Origin of the sequence: Mycobacterium kiyosense (assembly GCA_021654635.1) — a bacterium.
In the GTDB taxonomy this organism is placed as follows: Bacteria; Actinomycetota; Actinomycetes; order Mycobacteriales; family Mycobacteriaceae; genus Mycobacterium; species Mycobacterium kiyosense.
The window spans coordinates 3,826,420-3,844,597 of the sequence record AP025179.1 but is presented as its reverse complement, the minus strand read 5'-3'; the positions used below and the strand labels follow the sequence as shown (position 1 = coordinate 3,844,597).

Annotated in this window: 14 protein-coding genes, 4 tRNA genes and 5 pseudogenes; 3 read left to right on the top strand and 20 right to left on the bottom strand. The window is 61.9% G+C overall.

What is annotated here, in order from left to right:
- Positions 1–104 precede the first annotated feature (104 nt).
- The 3 genes from L6444_RS17965 to L6444_RS17955 all read right to left on the bottom strand — a co-directional run bounded on the left by L6444_RS17965 (position 105) and on the right by L6444_RS17955 (position 364).
- Positions 105–179 (bottom strand) — tRNA-Val (locus L6444_RS17965).
- Between the two features lie 13 nt (positions 180–192).
- Positions 193–266: transfer RNA gene (locus L6444_RS17960), tRNA-Cys, on the bottom strand.
- Between the two features lie 25 nt (positions 267–291).
- Positions 292–364: transfer RNA gene (locus tag L6444_RS17955), tRNA-Gly, on the bottom strand.
- 191 nt (positions 365–555) lie between these two features.
- Here L6444_RS17955 and L6444_RS17950 point away from each other — a divergent pair.
- Positions 556–627: transfer RNA gene (locus L6444_RS17950), tRNA-Val, on the top strand.
- Between the two features lie 25 nt (positions 628–652).
- Here the strand turns inward: L6444_RS17950 and L6444_RS17945 are convergent.
- From L6444_RS17945 to L6444_RS17905, 9 genes and pseudogenes are all read right to left on the bottom strand, one after another.
- A pseudogene (locus tag L6444_RS17945) lies at positions 653–844 on the bottom strand (site-specific integrase); the annotation flags it as partial.
- A gap of 8 nt (positions 845–852) precedes the next feature.
- Positions 853–1,741 (bottom strand): annotated as a pseudogene (istB, locus tag L6444_RS17940) (IS21-like element helper ATPase IstB).
- A gap of 40 nt (positions 1,742–1,781) precedes the next feature.
- Positions 1,782–3,410 (bottom strand): annotated as a pseudogene (gene istA, locus L6444_RS17935) (IS21 family transposase); the annotation flags it as partial.
- A 145-nt stretch (positions 3,411–3,555) separates the two neighbouring features.
- Positions 3,556–4,539, bottom strand: a pseudogene (locus L6444_RS17930) (site-specific integrase); the annotation flags it as partial.
- On the bottom strand, positions 4,539–4,775 hold the full coding sequence (locus tag L6444_RS17925) for a helix-turn-helix transcriptional regulator (protein ID WP_065139020.1): 237 nt from the start codon (positions 4,773–4,775) through the stop codon (positions 4,539–4,541). The gene L6444_RS17925 and the pseudogene L6444_RS17930, both read right to left, overlap by 1 nt.
- Before the next feature lie 4 nt (positions 4,776–4,779).
- The gene (locus L6444_RS17920; RefSeq protein ID WP_236976317.1) at positions 4,780–5,100 is read right to left on the bottom strand and encodes a hypothetical protein; all 321 of its coding nucleotides are present in this window, start codon (positions 5,098–5,100) and stop codon (positions 4,780–4,782) included.
- On the bottom strand, positions 5,093–6,415 hold the full coding sequence (locus L6444_RS17915) for an FtsK/SpoIIIE domain-containing protein (RefSeq protein ID WP_236976315.1): 1,323 nt from the start codon (positions 6,413–6,415) through the stop codon (positions 5,093–5,095). The genes L6444_RS17920 and L6444_RS17915 overlap by 8 nt, the downstream gene beginning before the upstream one ends.
- Positions 6,412–6,834 (bottom strand): plasmid replication, integration and excision activator, encoded by a 423-nt coding sequence (locus tag L6444_RS17910; RefSeq protein WP_236976313.1) that lies wholly within the window; start codon positions 6,832–6,834, stop codon positions 6,412–6,414. The genes L6444_RS17915 and L6444_RS17910 overlap by 4 nt, the downstream gene beginning before the upstream one ends.
- A gap of 100 nt (positions 6,835–6,934) precedes the next feature.
- Positions 6,935–7,714, bottom strand: coding sequence for a GntR family transcriptional regulator (locus tag L6444_RS17905; protein WP_236976312.1), 780 nt, complete (start codon positions 7,712–7,714; stop codon positions 6,935–6,937).
- A gap of 92 nt (positions 7,715–7,806) precedes the next feature.
- On the opposite strand from L6444_RS17905, the gene L6444_RS17900 reads away from it, so the two are divergent.
- Positions 7,807–8,229 (top strand): NUDIX hydrolase, encoded by a 423-nt coding sequence (locus L6444_RS17900; RefSeq protein WP_236976310.1) that lies wholly within the window; start codon positions 7,807–7,809, stop codon positions 8,227–8,229.
- Between the two features lie 14 nt (positions 8,230–8,243).
- Here the strand turns inward: L6444_RS17900 and L6444_RS17895 are convergent, their stop codons facing one another.
- The 7 genes from L6444_RS17895 to L6444_RS17865 all read right to left on the bottom strand — a co-directional run bounded on the left by L6444_RS17895 (position 8,244) and on the right by L6444_RS17865 (position 15,986).
- A complete protein-coding gene (locus L6444_RS17895; protein WP_236976308.1) occupies positions 8,244–8,594 on the bottom strand; it encodes a hypothetical protein in 351 nt (116 codons plus the stop codon).
- Between the two features lie 102 nt (positions 8,595–8,696).
- The gene (locus tag L6444_RS17890) at positions 8,697–9,557 is read right to left on the bottom strand and encodes a nucleotide-binding protein (RefSeq protein WP_255730669.1); all 861 of its coding nucleotides are present in this window, start codon (positions 9,555–9,557) and stop codon (positions 8,697–8,699) included.
- Between the two features lie 5 nt (positions 9,558–9,562).
- The gene (locus L6444_RS17885) at positions 9,563–9,952 is read right to left on the bottom strand and encodes a M48 metallopeptidase family protein (protein ID WP_236976298.1); all 390 of its coding nucleotides are present in this window, start codon (positions 9,950–9,952) and stop codon (positions 9,563–9,565) included.
- Positions 9,953–9,966: 14 nt separating this feature from the next.
- The gene (locus L6444_RS17880) at positions 9,967–10,368 is read right to left on the bottom strand and encodes a hypothetical protein (RefSeq protein WP_236976296.1); all 402 of its coding nucleotides are present in this window, start codon (positions 10,366–10,368) and stop codon (positions 9,967–9,969) included.
- Complete coding sequence (locus L6444_RS17875; RefSeq protein WP_236976294.1) at positions 10,280–12,916, bottom strand: type I restriction endonuclease subunit R; 2,637 nt, start codon at positions 12,914–12,916, stop codon at positions 10,280–10,282. The genes L6444_RS17880 and L6444_RS17875 overlap by 89 nt, the downstream gene beginning before the upstream one ends.
- The gene (locus L6444_RS17870) at positions 12,913–14,157 is read right to left on the bottom strand and encodes a restriction endonuclease subunit S (RefSeq protein WP_236976292.1); all 1,245 of its coding nucleotides are present in this window, start codon (positions 14,155–14,157) and stop codon (positions 12,913–12,915) included. The genes L6444_RS17875 and L6444_RS17870 overlap by 4 nt, the downstream gene beginning before the upstream one ends.
- The gene (locus L6444_RS17865; protein ID WP_236976290.1) at positions 14,154–15,986 is read right to left on the bottom strand and encodes an N-6 DNA methylase; all 1,833 of its coding nucleotides are present in this window, start codon (positions 15,984–15,986) and stop codon (positions 14,154–14,156) included. The genes L6444_RS17870 and L6444_RS17865 overlap by 4 nt, the downstream gene beginning before the upstream one ends.
- A 149-nt stretch (positions 15,987–16,135) precedes the next feature.
- On the opposite strand from L6444_RS17865, the gene tcmP reads away from it, so the two are divergent.
- Positions 16,136–17,422 carry a three-Cys-motif partner protein TcmP gene (tcmP, locus tag L6444_RS17860; protein WP_236976282.1) on the top strand — a complete coding sequence of 429 codons (1,287 nt, stop codon included), beginning with the start codon at positions 16,136–16,138 and terminating at the stop codon, positions 17,420–17,422.
- Here tcmP and L6444_RS17855 read toward each other — a convergent pair.
- A pseudogene (locus L6444_RS17855) lies at positions 17,412–18,159 on the bottom strand (DUF5131 family protein). The gene tcmP and the pseudogene L6444_RS17855 overlap by 11 nt on opposite strands.
- Between the last annotated feature and the right edge of the window lie 19 nt (positions 18,160–18,178).

Sequence of the window (18,178 nt, the reverse complement as noted above, 5' to 3'; positions counted from 1 at the left end):
CTCTCGTGTGGTGATCGAGAAGGCAGCCGGCGCATCTGTTGGGCACATCATGGGCACGAGGCCGGATCGGAAATCTAAAAATGATGTCTGACCTGCGGTGATGCTGGTGCGCGATACTGGGATTGAACCAGTGACCTCTTCCGTGTCAGGGAAGCGCTCTCCCGCTGAGCTAATCGCGCTGGGAGCAAAAATTGGAGGTGGAGACGGGAATCGAACCCGTGTGCACGGCTTTGCAGGCCGTTGCCTCACCACTCGGCCACTCCACCGCTGGGGTTGATGCCACTTGCACCGAGCGGATGACGGGATTCGAACCCGCGACCCTCACCTTGGCAAGGTGATGCGCTACCAACTGCGCTACATCCGCGCGCAACGGGCGAGATCGTCGCCCGGTGCGAAGCACGACGATAGTCCAGTGTGCGAGCGCACACAAATTCCTTGGTCCGCGCCGTGTCGCGATGCTCGCCACACCCTTCGCCATACCCTTCCGGACCACCTGGCCCGCCCGGCCGGTACGACGGTCGTGCTAGTGTTCGACGTCGTTCGCCTCTCGGCGCCGGTCCCGTGGCTCAGTGGAAGAGCGTCCGCTTCACACGCGGAAGGTCGCTGGTTCGATCCCAGCCGGGACCACTACGTCTACCTGCATTGACACGGGTTATGCACTCGGTGGTTGGTTTGACTCGTCCGGTTCTTGTCCGGTCTTGAGTGTTTGAATCTCAGTCGCATGTAGCTGATCGAGGTTGGTTGCGACCTGGTCCAGCTCGTCGGCGTAGAGGTCGCTATAGATGTTGGCGGTGACGGTCGGCGTTGAGTGGCCCATGGTCTTCTGCACGTAGCGAAGGTCGGCTCTCTATGTCAACCTGACTCAGGACCACTGTGACGGCTTGATTCGGGACCACCTCGGCGAGGAGGTGGTGGCTCAGGCGTCTTCGTAGGCTGTGATCGCGAGCTGCTACCGCGGGTATGGCTGAGCCGGTATGAGGTGGTGCCGGTTTCGATGATGGTGCCGTGGAAGGTGAGTCGGTCGACGATCGCGGCGCAGAGTCGGGGGTCGGTGAAGGTTTTGGTCCAGCCGGAGAAACTCTCGTTGGATGCGATGGCTACTGACGCCTTTCCTCGCGTTCAGTGAGTACTTGGAACAGCAACCTGCGCCCCGGCGGTCGAGTTCCATGTAGCCGAGTTCGTCGATACATAAAAGATCGACGCGGCCGTAGCGGGCGATCGTGCGGGCGAGTTGCTTTTCATCGGCGGCCTCGACGAGTTCGTTGACCAGTTTGGTCGCCAGTGTGTAGCGGACGCGGAAGCCTTGCTCGGCGGCGGCGGTGCCCACACCAATGAGCAGGTGGGACTTGCCGGTGCCCGAGTCGCCGATCAGGCAGAGCGGGTCGCCTCGGCGTATCCAATCGCCTTGGGCGACGGTATGTACGGTGGCGGCGTTGATGTTTGGGTTGGCGTCGAAATCGAAGTCGCCCAACCATTTCTGACGTGGAAACCCGGCCGCTGCGACTCGCCGCAAGGTGGATCGGCGGTCCCGGTCATCGCATTCGGCCAGGAGCAGTTCGGCGAGGAAGCCGTGGTAGGTGAGCTGTTCACGCTCGGCGACTTTCACTGCTTCGTCGATCACCGCACGCACGGTCGGCAACCGCAGGCGTCGGCATGCGGAATCGACGGCGGCTTGGGCCGCTTGTGGGGTCATCCCGCGTTGGCGGCGCAGGGTGTTGGTGACTTTCGTGGCCGTGCTCATGATCCAGTCGTTCCTTCCATTCCGTCACCGGGTGGCGGTGTTGTTGGGGTCTGCGTTGGAGCAGCTCGTCGTAGGCCGCGACGTCAGGCAGCGGCCGGGTGTCGGGTGGCAGGCCGGCGATCACGGTCGCTGGATCAGCCAGGCGGCGCTGGGTCAGACTGACGACCCGGTAATCGACGGTATTGGCATGGTTACCGGCGTGACGGTCTGATTCGAGACCACCACCGGCGGCATGCAGGCGTGCTTCGACCGCGACCACATCCGCTGAAACGGCACCGACCGACAGGGCGGCGTGGATCCCGGCGATCACATCGGTAGCGCGCATGCTGCGGTGCAGCAGCAGCACGTCGATTAGCGAGCGAGTCCCGCCAGCATCGCCGTCGACGCGGCGGGCCTGCTGCCAGAACGCCTCGTGCGCTGCGGTGAAAGTGCCGGCGGCGCGGGCCTGAGCAAGCGCGGTGGAGCCGGGCAACGCGCCGGGTTTGCAGTGCAACACCTCCAGATAGTGGTCGAGGTTGATCGATTGCCCGTTGCGGGTCGTGACGCGTTCATGGCGTGCGGCGATAGTGCGGCCGTCGAAGACGACCAACTCCGAGGCCCGCAGCGACACCCTGACTTTGCGTCCGATCAACCGGGCGGGAACCGAGTACTTCGCCGACCGCGCTGATCAGCGCCGACCGGTCCACCGTGGATGCAGCACCAGCCCGGGTCGAACCGCTCGGCAGGCAGAGCGGCGAGATGTTCTCGTTCGGTCTGGAAGTCCTGGCCCACGGTGTGCAGCCGGCCGGTGACCCGCCGATGATCCTCACGTGCTTCGCAGCGGCGGATGTAGTCGTTGAGCTCTGACAGCGAGTCCACTTCCGGCATGGGCGTGAGCCAGGTGCGGCGGAAACGTCCGATCTCGCCCTCGACTCCGCCTTTCTCGTGGGCGCCTTTCACTCCCGGCTGGCAGTAGAACGGGTCGAACCCGTAGAACGATCTGAACAGCACCCACCGGTCGTTCTCGACCCTGCCCCGACCGCGGCCGAACACCACCGAGGTGACCGCAGACTTCAAGTTGTCGTAGCGGATATGGCGCACCGGGATGCCGCCGATCACGTCGAATGCTTCGATGTGGCCTTCGAGGAACTCCGCTGGACTGAGTCGCATACACCCGATGGACTGCCTTGCCGGACATCGACATTCGAAAAACGAACATGTAGCAGCGGGTTCTGACACCAGCGAGGATGACGTGAACCTCGCCGAAATCAACCTCAGCTTCAGCGCCGGGCGGGTGTTCCTGCGGCACGAACGCTTCCTGCGCCTGCTTACCGGACTCGGCGATGATCTCCGCACGACGGACCCGGACATAGTCACGCACCGACGAATACGACACATCCTCAACGCCGTGTTCATCGGCCAGACGATTGCAAATCCTTGTCGCAGTGTGGCGTTGCTTGCGGGGCGCATCCAGATCGGTCCGCAGCATCGCATCAATCGCAGGTTTGAGCGGGCCCAGTTTCGGCGACTCCCGCACCGGTGTCTTCCGCCTCGGCGGCTCCGGATTCGCCAACGCGTGCCGGACCGTATCCCGGCCAACCTTGTACTTACGAGCAAGCGCCCGAATACCCAAACCCTCGACCCGGGCGTCCCTACGTATCTGGGCGAACAGCTCCACACGACTTCCCATCCGGAACCCTCCGACAGCGAGCCAATAATCGACACGCCAACCGTCGAGGGTGGTCCTGAATCAAACCGTCACAACACACCGGTCTGAAAGAAGGTGGTCCTGAATCAGGCCGTCACACCGGTCCTGAATCAAACTGTCATAGCCAGTCGGCACCTGATTTCCGGGCCAGGCTGGCGTAGGTGTGGCGTAAGTCGTGAATCGTCAATGGGGCGAGGTTGGTTTTCTTTAGGACTTTGTTCCAGTGCGTGTGCCGGCGCCAGTTGTTGGACCGCAACATCGCGCCATTGGGAGATGTGACGGCAGGTTCTTCGGGGTTCCGACCGGTGATGCGCCCCTGGAAGATGTCGACGACGGCTTGGGGGAGCGGGACGGTTCGGATGCCGGCTCGGGTCTTTGGCGGACCGATGACGATGCGGCCTTCGACTTCAGGTGCGGCCCGCCGGACGTAGAGGCGGCGGGCGGTCAAGTCGATGTCTTTGACGCGGAGGCCGACGAGTTCGGACCAGCGCAGGCCGGTGTAGGCCAGGATGGTCACGACATCGCCCTGGTCCCCGCAGGCGGTGGCGAGTGTCTGGACCTCCGGTGCGCTGAGGTATCGGTGACGTTCCCGCTCGGGAATGCGACCCGCTGCGACGCCAATGGCGGGGTTGCGGTGGATTCGGCCGTCCTGGTGGGCGACGTCAAGGATCGAACGCAGCAGTCGCAGCGTGGAAACTTTCGCCCAGGGGCCGACGGTCAAGCCGTCAACGAACGCCTGGACGTCTGTGCGGGTGATTTCGTCGACGGGCATATGACCGAACCGGGGTCCGATACGGAGTTCCCAGTGCTGGGAGTAGCCGCTCCATGTCTTCGGCGACACCGCGGGCTTTTTGGAATCGGAGAACTGCGTCCAAATCCGGCTCAGCGGTGTGCGTCCGAGGCGTGGATCGAACCGACGTGCACCGAGCGCCGCCTCGTTGTCGCGTTCCGATTTGAACGCCTTTGCCTCCCGCAGGGTCGGGAATGTGGCTGACGTCTCGACCCAGCCGGACGGTGTCAGCGGATCGCGGACTTGGTAGCGCACTTGGTAGCGAGGCTCCCCGGCGCCGTTGAGTCGCTTCCGGATACCGCGTGGATTGTTGCCGGCCATTACCGGCGCACCTGCTTGAGCCAGGACCTTACTTCGGCGCAGTCCCAGCGGCGCACCCGCTCCGACAGGGTGTAGCAGGGCGGGCCGATCTGCTCGCCGGTCGTTTCGCGGAGCGCTGCCCAACGGTTGAGCGTCGCGGCCGAGACGCCGAGCAAGGCTGAGACCTGCTCTGCGGTTAGCAGCTCAGGGAAGTTGCCTGCGGCGACGAGAGCCTCCCGGAGGCCGTGAGTGACCATCGCTTCACCTCGTTGCACGGATCGAGTCGAACCAGGCGCGCGTGCGCTGTAATCCGGCATCGACGTCGGATTGACCGCCGGCGATACCCCACAGGTCATATGCCCACCGCTCTAATGCGGAATCCGTTGTCTCGCTGTATCGCTGGAGTTCGGCATGGTCACCCAAGATCAGAGCGGTGCCGATGATTTCGCCGCACGACCAGATGTGCCGGTATTGGTCCCATCCGTCTCTGCGGACGAGGTCGGCACGGTGGATCAAATCTCTTGCATGCCGCGCCACTTGATCTTGGCTGGGCAGTTTGAAGATAGCCCAGTCGTCACTCATCGCGCTTGCCTCCGGGTGTGCGTGCTCGGCCGTATCGCTTTGCAGTGGCGCGGATTTGGTCATCGCTCCAAAAGTCGGATCGCACCTTGGTCACCTGTCCGTCTTCGGCGACGACGTAGCCGGTACCGGGTTGGTTGGGGCTGATTCGGTGCGCGGGCGCTTTGTCGACCATGCCGTCGCCGAGCACCATCGCGACTTCGTCGCGTGAACGCAGCCGCAGCGCGATGGTCTGGGTGAACAATTCCCGCATGGGGATGATTTCCTTACGAGGGTCTTGTACGAATGCGGCCACCACGATCCCCAGGCCGCGGCCTTTGGACAAGATCCGCGACAACGATGCTTTGGCCGCTTTGCACATGGCCGGATCGGACAAGTAGTTGGTCAGACCGGCGAGTTCGTCGATCAGGAGCAACACCAACGGCGTATCACGAGTCGCGCTGTGCTGGCGTGAGTGTCCGGCCATACGTTGCCCGCGCTGGTCCATCAACTTCTCCAGCGCGGCAAGGGTTTCCACGGCATCGGTTTCCGTGGTGGTGGTCTTCGTGAACAGATCAGAGCCGACCGATAATTCGATGCCGTATTTCAGGTCGATTCCCACCAGGCGAACCACACCGGCGGCGACAGCAGGACCGAGGCCACATGCGATGCCCCAGAAGATGGAGCCTTTGCCTGCACCTGAGCAGCCCACGGTGAGGGTGTGTCGCCCGCTAACTGGCAGGGTCCACGGGGACCCGTTTTCGCATCGCCCGAGCGTGACTCGCGCCGTTGCTACCGCTGTCGGCGGTGCCGCGTGACCTACCGTCGACAGCTGTTCTCGCATGACCAGCTCGATCCGAAGCGTCCCGGGAGACACGACGACCGACCGCGCGGAGTGTGCGCCCGCAGCGTCGCGGATCGCTGGGACGGCACGCTCTAAGTCTTCGACGGTCTGGCCCATCCTGGTGCGCACCGTCAGACGAAGGCTGGTTTGGGACACGTCTGTTCCCAACAGCTTTGGATGAAACCAACGCGTCGACGAGACCTGTCGTCCTTCTTTGTCGCGGCGCATGACCTGCTCAGAGGTCGACAAGCCGCAGCGCTTGCACAGCTTTTGCCACGAGACGTGTGCCCAGAGGCGCCAGCGCATGAGCCGGGCAGGTGTCGCGAACCGTTCCTCGTAGGTTTCCGGCGAGTGCAGGCGCCAGTAAACGAGAGCGGCGGCAATGACGCCCACGATGACCGCGGCGTACAAGACGAAGCTGGTGAGGAAGTCCAGCACGTGGTCGAACCGCAGCGGGGTGTCGGGATCGACCGGCGCGAACGGATCAGGATTCATGCCGACACCCGACCCGAGTTCGACGCAGCGGAAGGCTTGCCTGGTGCCGTCATACCAGAGGCGCGGAACGACCACGCGATCCGAGAGAAATCGCCCGACCGCTCGATATACGGCAAAGCCATCAGGCCTTCGAAAACCACTGGAGTGAACGGCGTTCCGCTGGAATTGGTGGGCGCAGACGGCTGCGTTGGTGCGGCGAACTTGACCGTCACCGTTCGACTCCGCTTCGGTGCGGCGGGATCACCGTCAAGCACTTCGACCTGCCACATCGGCAAACCAGTGTCACGGTCCCTCGCCTGCACGCGGTTCTCGCCTGAGGACTTGTCGAAGTCGATCATCGGCGTCACCTCGGATACGAGGAACGCGCCGAGGGAGAAGACTTGCTCGTGGCCGATCTGGAGCCATTTGGGAATGGACATCGCTAAACCTTTCGACTGGATTTGGCTAGATGACTACTTAGCCTAGTCGTCTAGAGGAGTAAGTCAAGCATTGTGCCGCGCTTGGTCGTTTCGCGAGGTTTCAGCGCGCTGAGAAGTCGTATTCCAGCAGGTAGGCCGACGCCGCCTTCACCGTGTCGCACACCTCGACTGCCACGTCATTAGTGTCGTAGGCCGTCCGAACCACCGTCAGGACGGGCGCCCCCGCCGGAAGTTGCAAGGCGCGGCGTTCTTCGGGGGTGGGCATCCGTGCGCCGACTTCCTCGGTGAATCGAGCGAGCGTGTGGCCGGCTTCTTCGAGCCGTGCGTAAATGCCGCCAGGGCCGGTGTCGGTCTGTTCGATCTTGGTGCCCTCGGCGAAGGCGGCGGGAATGTATGAGATCGCGGTTTCGACGGGGCGTCCGTCGGCGAGGTATCGCCGTGATCGGATGACAACATCGTTGTCTGGGGTCAACCGAAGACGTTCGGCGACAGTGGGATTCGGCTTCTCGCGTGTCACAGTGATGTTGTCGACCTGTGGCATGTAGCCCGACTTTTCGGCCTCGACGGTGAATGCGGCCTTACCGCCGGCGCGATGTTGCCGCGCGAAGCGATCGGATGCAAGTCGCCGAATTGGGGGAGCGGGCCGCACGAAGACGCCCCTACCGTGCTCGGAGATCACCAATCCCTCGGAACGCAGTTGCTGCACTGCCTGGCGGACTGTCATCCGGGCGACCCCGAAATGATCGATCAACGCGGCCTCGGAGGGCAGACGTCCACCAGCTTCTAGCTGGCCAGAGATGATGGCTTCGCGCAGCATGGTGGCGATCTGTCGATACGGCGGCTTATCGTCCGCCCGATCGATCTGGCCAAGTTGTAGCACCTGAGAGCCTTCCCCTACATGTCTAGGCGACTAGTCTAGGGAAACGACACGTCCATGTCACGACTGGAGTCGAGCCAGAGTAGGAGTCTCGCATGGCAGCCACACCGAAGCACTCTGTCAGCGTAGCTGGCATCGTGGTCCGCGACGACGACCGCGTCTTGGTCATCAAACGCGATGACAACGGGCACTGGGAGGCGCCCGGGGGAGTCTTGGAACTCAACGAATCGTTCGAGGCCGGCGTACAGCGCGAGGTACTGGAAGAGACCGGACTTGCTGTGACTGTTGAGCGCATCACCGGTGTCTATAAGAATTTGGCCCACGGAATCGTTGCGCTGGTGTATCGCTGTCGGCCCACCGAGGGTGAGCCGCACACAACCGAGGAAGCTCGTGAAATCCGTTGGATGACAAAGCAAGAAGTGCAGTCTGTGATGGCACCAGCGTTCAGTGTGCGTGTGTTGGACGCTTTCGAGGAAGCTCCCCAGTCACGAGTGCATGACGGGGTCAACCTCGTGTAGGGGGCGAATGCGTTTCATGCGCGGTAGGTCTCACCGCAGAAGAGGCAGTACAGCGGGCCGGTGTCCGCGCGGACTTCGTCAACTTTCACGGGCTCCCATGGATGGCAGGGAGGCTCAATGATGACCATGTCGTTCGGTTCGTGAAGCGGTGTCGGCGGTGGCGCCGTGTTCTTACCAGGTGTGTAGTTCTTTCCGAATGCACGTTTCAGCTCGTCATTAACCACGTCCACCGCGTAGAACTCAACCGTCTCGCGTTGATGTTTGACCTGCTCTTGGGTGAACCACTGATCGTTTGGCGTAGTCATCCCGCAAAGCGGGCACGTGTACTCCGCGGGATCAATCGCGGTAGCAGGTCGGCTGGCCATGGGCCCGTGATGCCACTTGAACTCGTCACCGCAACTTGGACACTCGCGACGTAGGAAACCATCGTCGTCGAGGGGAAACGAAATCGGTATGTCCATCAACGCCTACCCATTGAGGTCCAGGAAAAGTGTTTCGGTGAATTCCTCGTTCTCCTCGGTTCGGCCCGTGACCAGCAAGTCGAACCTGTCCGGTGAACTCGACGATAAAAGCGCTCGCAAGCTCACGGATTTTGATGCGGGCAATCGCGAGACCGGGAAACCCCTGAGCGCCGCGTTGAAATCCTTGACGTTAGGCGAATGCAGGTCGAAAAGGTCTTGACCGCTTCGATTTATGAGTTGAACAACGTCAGAGCCGGAGCCGCGCCGAAGATACTGGGCATCCAAACGATTGCGAGGGCGTCCCGATGCGCTGGGGACCCGGCGTCCCATCGGCATGTCGGGCGCATTGGGTGACGTAAAGTCGCCCGTGCGCAGCCAGTCTGCCCCCGCAGTCGACACGTCGCAGCCAGAGTCTTTGAGGCGGTTCGCGAGGTCGTTGCGCTTCTGCGACGAATTGTCCAGCCTTACGGCGTGCCGGCCCGCAACATCACTAAACGCGCGCAACGAGCCGAGCTCCACAAGAACGGTTCGCTCGGGGTGACGCCCGATCGCCATGCCTGCTTCGAACAGCACGTTTGGCCTGGCTTGCGGAGTCGGAGTCCTTTCGGGGTCATCCTCGCCGTTGGCATACTCCGGTCGTAGGTACGCAATGTCGTCAGGCGTTAGGAGAACGACGACGGCTTGCGCCATCTCGAACGCGGCATCGAGCGCCTGGCCAATGTAGGGGCTCGCCGATCCTGTTGCGCTGATCGCGGTCGACCATTCGATCGGCTCAAGACCTATGGCCCGGAGAAAGTCAAACATCGCGTCTCGCGCACCCAAGTTACGACCGTGGACGACGAAGACTCTTTTTGGCGTTCTTCGCATTTTCTTCAGACACGCGGCACATCCCTTTTCCCGAATCCGAACTCGACCGTGGCCGGGCGCCCCGACAATTCCGCGGAATTCATCTGTGCACCTCCCCTAATTCGGCTCGATGCCTCCAGCTCGCGCCAACCGGGAACCAACGCAGTCATCATCGCGGTAAAGGCTTTCCCGTGGGAGCGGTATCGCAGGTGGAGCAGTTCATGAACGACGACGTAATCCTGGAAGGCCGCGGGCATCTCAACAAGATCCTGTGCGAGGGTGATCACACCGTCCGGTGCGCACGAGCCCCACTTTGTAGTCAGCTCAGCGATCACGATGCGTGAAGGATTCACCCGAATCTTGGTCGCCCACGCCATCGCCTTGCGGGTGAGGGTTTGATCGGCGGTCAGCGGCATCCTCGGCCTTGCCATCAGACCTTCTCCAGCACAGTCATAACGTTATCGATAATCTCGGCGCAGGACTTCGCAGGCACCTGACTATCCAGCAATGGTTTGTAGAGGCCACTGCGCAAGCGGCGCCGTTCGTCGGGATTCTGCCGCCAGTGCGGGAACTGATCCACCGCTACCTCGATGCTCACTGCGACCCGCTGGATATCGACATTCAGCTCACGCAACGAATGCTCGGTTCTCAATGCCGAGAAAATGCCGAAGGCGCGATCCGATAGTCCGCTCTGCCTGGCGAACTCGCGCAGTTTGTCCTTCTCCTCCGCAATTGCCTTGAGCTCATCTAAAGCGGCAAGGCCGTTGATCTTTCGCTCTTCGAGATTTTCGATGACGCGGTCGGCCCTTTCTTTGATGCCCTGGAGCGCCACCGCGGCTGCGGGGGTTGTCTTCCATCTCCTTGCGTAAGCCGCGCAACAGGTTGTAGACCTTCTCCTCAGGTGGTCCGTCGTCCCCCCTCAGTGCCTCCAATGTTGGGACGTCGAACGTGGCAACCTTGGTGAACCTACCCAGACCTTCCTGAGTTGCGGTCTCCTCGATCAGACGCTTGGTCTTGTGCTCCAGATCGGCAGTGAAGGTGGTCGCCTCGGAGTAGGCGTTTCGCACAGCCGCGTATAGAACAGATAGGCGCTTGTACGTCGCGATGTGGTCGCGCAACTCCGCTGAGGGCGAGAGTAGTATTTCCCACAACGCCTCGATGTCGCGGTAGTCGTCGAAAAACTTCTTGCGCTCGTCCTCCGATACGAATTTGCCGTAAACGATGCCTTCTAACTGCTCGTCATCGCCTTGGCCGCTCGTGACCTGCAGGTACTCGGTGGAAGCAGCGTCGATCTTCAGCAGCAGATCCGCCATCAGCACATCGAGGTCTTGCAGGGCGCCTTCGACATCGGCGGAATCGAACCGCAGCGCCTTGTGAAGTTCTTTCAAAATGCCAACGAAGTCTACGACGAGACCCACCTTCTTCTGCACACCCTCGCTGTCGACATATGGTCGGTTCACGCGCGCGAGCGCCTGGAGGAGGACGTGGTCACGCATCGGCTTATCGAGATACATCGCGTACAAGATCGGCGCGTCGTAGCCGGTGAGCAACTTGTCAGTGACGATAAGGATCTTGGGCTGTTGATGGGCCTTCTTGAACTGCCGGCGCACCTCTTTCTCGCGGTCATCGGAAAGCTGGAGCTCATGTACGTCGGGACGGTCGACGACATCGCTCGCATTCTTGCTGTAGACCACCTCGGACCACTCGGGTGGCAGCAGCTTGTCGAGCGCGCGCTTATACTTCGCACACGTCTCACGGTCGACCGCGACGAGAAATGCCTTGTACCCCAGCGGATCTACGTTCTCATTGAAGTGGTTCGCGACGAACTCAGCCACCTGCGCCACGCGGCTGTCAGAGCCGAGGAAGGTGCGCAGTCCAACTGCTCGCTGCAGTACCTTGTTGAGTTCATCGATGTCAGTGACGGCCTCGTCGGACGCAAGGGCGTAGAACTGCTCGTCTAAGTCCTCTGGTGCCATGGACATCGACGACGGCGCAAGCATGTACTTGATCGGCAGAGTGGTCTCGTCCTCGATCGACTCGATGATCGAGTACTTGTGCAGGTAGCCCATTTCGTCCTGTGATCCGAAGATCTGGAACGAACTTGTGCCACCGCCTTGTGTCCCGCCGACCGGGGTGCCGGTAAAGCCGATGATGGTGGAGTTTGGGACCGCCGCCATGAGGTATGAGCCGAGGTCAGCAGCGACCGACCGGTGAGCCTCGTCGATGAAGACAAAGACGTTGTCGCGGTTGGAGCTGTCCTTCCGGATTGTCTCGAACTTGTGGATCATCGAGACGACCAGGCCACGGAAGTCGGAATCGAAGATGTCTTGCAAGTCATCCTTGCTGTTGGCACGCCGAACCGGGATGTCGTTGGCCTGCATCTCGCCGAGCAGTCTGTCGACCCACTCCTTGAGCTGGCCCTCCAGCTCGGTGCGGTCAACGACAAGGATGACGGTTGCGTTCTTGAAGCGGTCCTTCTGGCTGAGGATCAACTGCGCCGCCGTTAGCAAGGTGAAGGTCTTGCCGGAGCCCTGTGTGTGCCAGATCAGCCCCCGGTTCTTTGCCTGGTCGGCGCACCGCTCGACCACGGCATCGACTGCACCTCGCTGGTGCTCGCGAAGGACCGATTTCTTCGTTTCACCATCTTCGACGTAGAAGAGCACCCACTGGCGCAAAGTGCGCAGGAAGTCACGCGGCTCGAAAAACGCCTGTACGGCATCGCGGTAGGACTCGTCGCTCGTGTGCTTCCACCTAAAGAGCATGCGGCGGTTGATGTTCCACGTGACGCCGTACCAGTAGTCGATCAGGTGGGTCTCATTGTGGAGCTGCGCTTGAGCCAAGAGCTCTGGCGTCTCCATCTCGTAACGTCGAAGCTGGGTCACGGCTTTGGTAAGTGCGTCGCGGTCCTTCGGGTTCTTGTGCTCCACGATGGTGACCGGCATGCCGTTGACGAGGAACATGACGTCAGCGCGGTTGCCCTTTGCCCGGGCGGGCGGCTCGATTTTCCACTCCCATGTGACGTGCAGGGCGTTCTCGTGAGGTAGATCGAAGTCGACAACCTGAACCGGGCGCTGGCGCTGTTCGTTCTCGTCGTGCCACTGACGTTCGCCTCGGAGCCAGCGCAACACCTCTCGGTTGCCCTCGATCGTGGGGGGCAGCGCTTCAATGCTCTCGACGATCGCGCGGGCCTGGTCCTCGGTAAGCCACGGGTTGAAGTGCCGCAGTTTGTTCTCCAGCACCTCGGGCAACAGCATGTTGGCCCGACCGCGACGCATGCGTTCAGCTTCCTCTGGTGTGAGTTGTTCCCAGCCCACGGCTGAGGCGTGCTTCACCATCGGGAACTGCACCGACTTGGCCTCGGAGATCTTGATCTGGCTCATGCTGCAGTCCCGTCGATTGACGGCAATGTGCTCAGGTCGAGGTCGTCGACCGAAATCTCGCCGGTCATCAATTTGTGCAGCAACGCCTTGAAGAGCCGGTCCAGCACGTCGCGCTTACTGCCGAGCAGCTCGATCTTGCGGTCGAGAACGTCCAGCACGTCGGCAATCTCCTGCTGCTCGATGATGGTTGGCGGCCGCGGCACCGTCATCCCACGGAGGAAGCCGCACGTCAGCGCCCCCTTCGTGCTACCTCCGCCGGAAGCGACCGCACGCAAGTGGTCGTACTGAGTCTCAAGGTATGCGCGGACGAACTTTGGTTCAGCCTTCTCAAGGTCCGTCTGAAGATAGGCGAGGTGTTGGTTGATCGTTGCGCGGATACCGAGGACGGCCGCATTACCCAGGGTTTTGCCTTGTCCAGTGATAGCCACCAGAACCGCTCCCGGCTCAAGCACGGGCAGATGACACTCCTTCAGGGCGACGTCAGTCACGAACTGGTCTGCATCCTGGATGTCACGGTCGTAGACCTTGGCGCTGTTGAGCCATGGGAAAGTCCCACCGTCCCAGTAAGCACTAGTCGATCGTTTCGGGGTCGAACCATTCCCGATTCGACCGAGGTCGCCCAAAGGAACAAGTTCCCAGCTCTCAGGGATTTGGCCGATCTCGGTTTCCTTCTGCGCCTCCCCGCGCAGGCCCCGCGAGAACAACTGCTGCATCGCGGCCCGCTTCAAGGAGGAAGCACTAGCGATGCCCTGTTCCGTTCTCATCCTTAGCTCGAACAAGCTCCACAGGAGCTTCGCGATGGATGCTTGCTCTGATCGGTCGTGGGCGGACAGCTCGAACGCCCTGACGTGCGCCCAAGAAGTTCGGGGATGTTGGGCTCCGGTCACACCTTGCATAGCGAACTCGACGAAAGCAGGTGAGTGAACAACACATGCGAGGTACTCCGGGCTCACGCCCAACTTGGGTCGGAGGACTAACAACTCCGTGGTGGCAACTCCAGCGCGATCCGCGAGCACCGCCTTGTCGAGGTACGGCCGCAGCTTTCCGTAGAGCACATCACCCGGCTCGAATGCGGCCTTCTGGCTCGTGGCATCACTTGCTCTCCCGAAGCCGGTCGCTCGAAGACGGCCAGGTTCAAGGTGCTCTAAGCCCAGATAAGGGGACTCCGGCATCGTCGCCGGGTCGACCTGGATACTGATCAAGTCACAGAGGTCACTGAGGAGGGCAGCCGACTCGGTCATGCCAGCTTCCTCAAACTCGCGAGTGCTCCATGGAGTTTGCCCTCGAGATCCGCTTCTGCGCTCATGCACTGCTCGAACTCCGTCAGCAAATCACCGAGGTCGCCTGTCTCATCGGTGGCGACAGCGGAAACCCACCGGCTAGGGCTGAGGTTGTAATCGGCGTCGGCGATCTGGGTGAGGTCGATGACCGCAACTTCCCCCTCGGCAGGATCGCCTGCGTTGTAGAGCCTCGCGAGATCCAAGACGTCCTCGTCGGCGAGGTGGTTCTTGGGTTTGCCCTTGGTGAACCGCTTGCTCGCGTTGAGCAGGGTGATCGTGCCCTTCTTAGACTCGGGCTTGCGCTTGTTGAGCACCACGATGACGCCAGCGGCCGTCGTGTTGTAGAAGAGGTTGTCGGGCAACAGGATGACGCCCTCGACGAGATCGCGGTCGACGAACCACTTGCGGATGTTGCGTTCCTTGTCTTCGTTCTTCGAGCCCGAGCCGCGCGTTACGGCACCGGTGTCGAGGACGACCGCCGCACGGCCGGTGTCCTTGAGCACCGAGAGCGTCTGCTGGAGCCAGGCCCAGTCACCCTTGCCTGACGTTGCGCCACCGTGTTTGATGAAACGGTCGTACGGGTCGTCCTCGAAAATGCTCGGGTCAAAAGGCTGGTTCCACATCGGGTTTGCGACGACAAGATCGAATTGGTCGAGCGATCCCGACGATGTCCGGAACTTGGGATTGATCATGGTGTCGCCGCGGCGTAAGTCGACGTCCATGTCGTGGATGATTGCGTTCATCCGGGCGACGGCGTAACTCTCGGCCTGTAGCTCCTGGCCAAACAGTTTGAGTGGGATCTTGGCGGTCAGGTCGAGCTCGCGCGCGATGAGCTGGAGCTTGATGAGCAGGCCGGCGGAACCGCAAGCGTAGTCATGGCAGGTCTGTCCTGGCTTCGGCCTCAGGATGCGCGCTATGAGGAATCCGACCTCGGTTGGAGTAAAGAACTCGCCCGCACTCTGGCCCGAGCCCTCTGCGAACTTCCGGAGGAGATATTCGTATGCGCGGCCAAGGAAGTCGGGCTGCACGTCGGCGAGGCCTAGGCGATAACGCGGGTCGGAAAAGGTCTCGACGACGCCATTGAGTTTGGCGGGGTTGATATCCCGCTCACCGTTGCGCTCAGCCGCGAAGTCCACGACGTCGATGACTCCGGCGAGACTCGGGTTGAATCGGACGACGGCTCGCACTGCCTTGGTGAGGTGCTCACCGATGTCGCGTGGTCGTGTAGACCGACCGCGCTCGTCGTCAGGCCAGTCGTACTGCGCGCGTCCGCTAATGACGGCCCAACGCGCCTCGGGCGGGAGATAGAAGCGGAGCAGGTCGTGGTCGTTGTCCGCGATCTCCAGGGCGACGTCACGGTCGCCGTACTCCTCGGCGAGTCGGTCGATCTCGTCGTCAAAGACATCGGAAAGGCGCTTAAGGAATAGCAGCGGCAGCAGGTAGTCCTTGAATTTCGGCGCGTCCTTCTCGCCTCGGATCGAGCAAGCGGCGTCCCACAGCATCTGCTCCATTGGCTTTGTGGTCGGAGTCGCTGGCTTAGCTTGGCGGCCACGGCGACGGGTGACTATCGCTCCACCGGCGAGTGGGGAATCGCTGGCGTCGACGTCAGCATCCTCGGCCAGAGCGTTGATCTTGGCGAGCTGGGCTCTCTGTGGCTTGCTGGAACCGGCTTCCCACCTGTTCACCGTGGCGAAGGAGACACCGAGCCGCTCGGCCAACTCGGCCTGCGTGAGGTCGAGTGCAGCACGGATGGCCTGGAGGAGCGCCGGAATGGACTGTGGATCCGTCATGTATGTTATATTTGCATAGTGATATGACAAATGCAATCATTGGCCTGGGGGTCGCCAGGGCCGACCATGGCAGTGGATGTTGGAGCGTTCGAGGCGGACGTGATGGATGTGGATCAAATGATGGATGAAGCGATGGGCACCGATGAGATGTGCGAGAGCTGCTCGATTGGACGCATGAAGAAGATTGGGAGACTTCGCATGTTGACCGCATCGACTCGATCATCGGGGTCGATGGCTTGGTCGATGCGGCGCTGATCGGCCGGGATGCAAAGCCGATGCCCACCGGTACAGACGCAGGGTTGCTGGAAAGCCCCAGGCCGCAATCGGTCTACAAGCACGCGATCCTCGAGCAGTACGTCGTCAGATTCGCGACGATGACAGCGAGCAAGCTCAAGCCGAAGCGAGCGGTGCTCTTCGACGGGTTCGCCGGCCGAGGTCGCTTCGACACCGGTGAAGCAGGATCCGCTGAGCACATGATGCTCGCCGCGCAGAAGGCCAGGAACACCACCCAGATCGACCTTCTCCTGATTGAGAAAAACCGTGAGGACTACGAGTCCCTCGACGCGGTGGCCGACGAGTACCGCGCCCGAGGTATCCGCATCGACAGCCACCACGGCGAATGCGGGGATTACATTGACGAGGCGTTGCAGTTGGCCGCCGGAGCCAGTCTGTTCGTCTTCCTTGATCCTTGCGGAGCCGTGCTCCCGATGAGTTCCATTAGGGACATCCTCCGTACACGGGGCAAGTGGCCGCGGACCGAGTTGTTGTTGAACTTCAACGCCGACCTGATCCGGCGAGCAGGCGGTCAGTTGAAGAAGGGCCAACTCGACCTCGGCGGTGTCGCGAAGGCAGACGCCGTGTGCGGCGGTGAGTGGTGGCGAGGTGTGGCGCTGAGGTCGCATGAGGCATCTGGCGGGCGCGATTGGGAGTCAGCCGCGGAGAACGTCGCGATCGAGTACGCCAAGCATCTGATCGACGGAACCGGGTACGGATACGTCGTCGCACCGGTACGGCGCCAGGTCCATCACCAGCCCGTCTATTACTTGATATTCCTCACCCAGGACCCACACGGGTTCTGGGTCTTCGGAGCCGCCGGCGCAAAGGCGCGACAGAGATGGATTGAGTTCTTGGGGCCGGACCCCGATGAACCGCAGGGAACACTGTGGGACGCCGTGGCAGATCAGTTTGAGAGGGAACACACTCAAGCGATTGCGCACATCACCGAAAACTTGCGGCGGGTGACTGCCGACGGGCAACCGAAGGAGGTGGTCCGGCACGTGAAGGAGGTGTACGGAGACCTCTACGGTGAGGCCAAGGAGACGGCGTACACGGCGGCGGTTCGCGCTCTGGTGAAGTCGGGCGAGATCGAACACGTGACCAAGGTGTCGAAGCCGCACCAGCACGTTATCCGCAAGACGACGGCTCCTAACCCGTAGCGGCCTCGGGCATCTCGTCCCACAGCTGACCGTCAAGTTCACGTCCCGCCGCTTTCGGGGTGCGGCCGCCCCACTGCTTGAAGAAGAACGGCACCTCGGCCTCGGTGCAGGCGTCCCGGATCCCCCCGTGCCCACGACAGCTGGATCGGCCGGTACCGAGGACCGGATTCGCCACCGGCGATTACCCATCCAATGCCGGTGAGATCGATGCCGTCGAGCGGTCCGATCAGCGGCTCGCAGGATAGGAACCGCACCGCGGCCGGCACCTCGCGGAGGTGGTCGATGCGGGGCAGAGCGTCAGCGTTCTCCACAGACACGCCCATCCAGAGGTTCTCCGGCCAATCGAGCTTGTCGGCTACGCGGCGCAGGCGCAGGCTGCGCTTGGTCAGCACCTGGTAGGTGTGCTGTGGAGTGTCGCGACAGACGTCGAACACGTCGCGAACGAATTCAATCGGCACCCGGGCGTGGAAGAGGTCGGACATCGAGTTCACGAACACCACCCGGGAGTTGCGCCACCGCCGCGGCTCGTCGAGCGCTTGCGGATGTACCGTCAGCCCGAAGCCGGGGCCCGAGGTGCGCGGGTTTCCGTCCACCTGATACTTCGCCGAGCCCATCGCCTTGAGCCGCTTGGCCAGTGTCATCGCGTAGCAGTGGTCGCATCCGTCGGAGATGCGATCGCAGCCGGTGACGGGGTTCCAGGTGGCCTCGGTCCACTCGATCGCCGAACGGTCCGCCATCGTGGCCTCCTCAGCTAGC

Coding starts and splice junctions, on each gene's coding strand:
- L6444_RS17875 (WP_236976294.1), bottom strand. CDS start 12,916: ATGAGCCAGATCAAGATCTCCGAGGCCAAGTCGGTGCAGTTCCCGATG.
- L6444_RS17890 (WP_255730669.1), bottom strand. CDS start 9,557: ATGCGAAGAACGCCAAAAAGAGTCTTCGTCGTCCACGGTCGTAACTTG.
- L6444_RS17900 (WP_236976310.1), top strand. CDS start 7,807: ATGGCAGCCACACCGAAGCACTCTGTCAGCGTAGCTGGCATCGTGGTC.
- L6444_RS17885 (WP_236976298.1), bottom strand. CDS start 9,952: ATGCCGCTGACCGCCGATCAAACCCTCACCCGCAAGGCGATGGCGTGG.
- L6444_RS17870 (WP_236976292.1), bottom strand. CDS start 14,157: ATGACCGAGTCGGCTGCCCTCCTCAGTGACCTCTGTGACTTGATCAGT.
- L6444_RS17920 (WP_236976317.1), bottom strand. CDS start 5,100: ATGAGTGACGACTGGGCTATCTTCAAACTGCCCAGCCAAGATCAAGTG.
- L6444_RS17865 (WP_236976290.1), bottom strand. CDS start 15,986: ATGACGGATCCACAGTCCATTCCGGCGCTCCTCCAGGCCATCCGTGCT.
- L6444_RS17925 (WP_065139020.1), bottom strand. CDS start 4,775: ATGGTCACTCACGGCCTCCGGGAGGCTCTCGTCGCCGCAGGCAACTTC.
- L6444_RS17895 (WP_236976308.1), bottom strand. CDS start 8,594: ATGGCCAGCCGACCTGCTACCGCGATTGATCCCGCGGAGTACACGTGC.
- L6444_RS17915 (WP_236976315.1), bottom strand. CDS start 6,415: ATGAATCCTGATCCGTTCGCGCCGGTCGATCCCGACACCCCGCTGCGG.
- L6444_RS17910 (WP_236976313.1), bottom strand. CDS start 6,834: ATGTCCATTCCCAAATGGCTCCAGATCGGCCACGAGCAAGTCTTCTCC.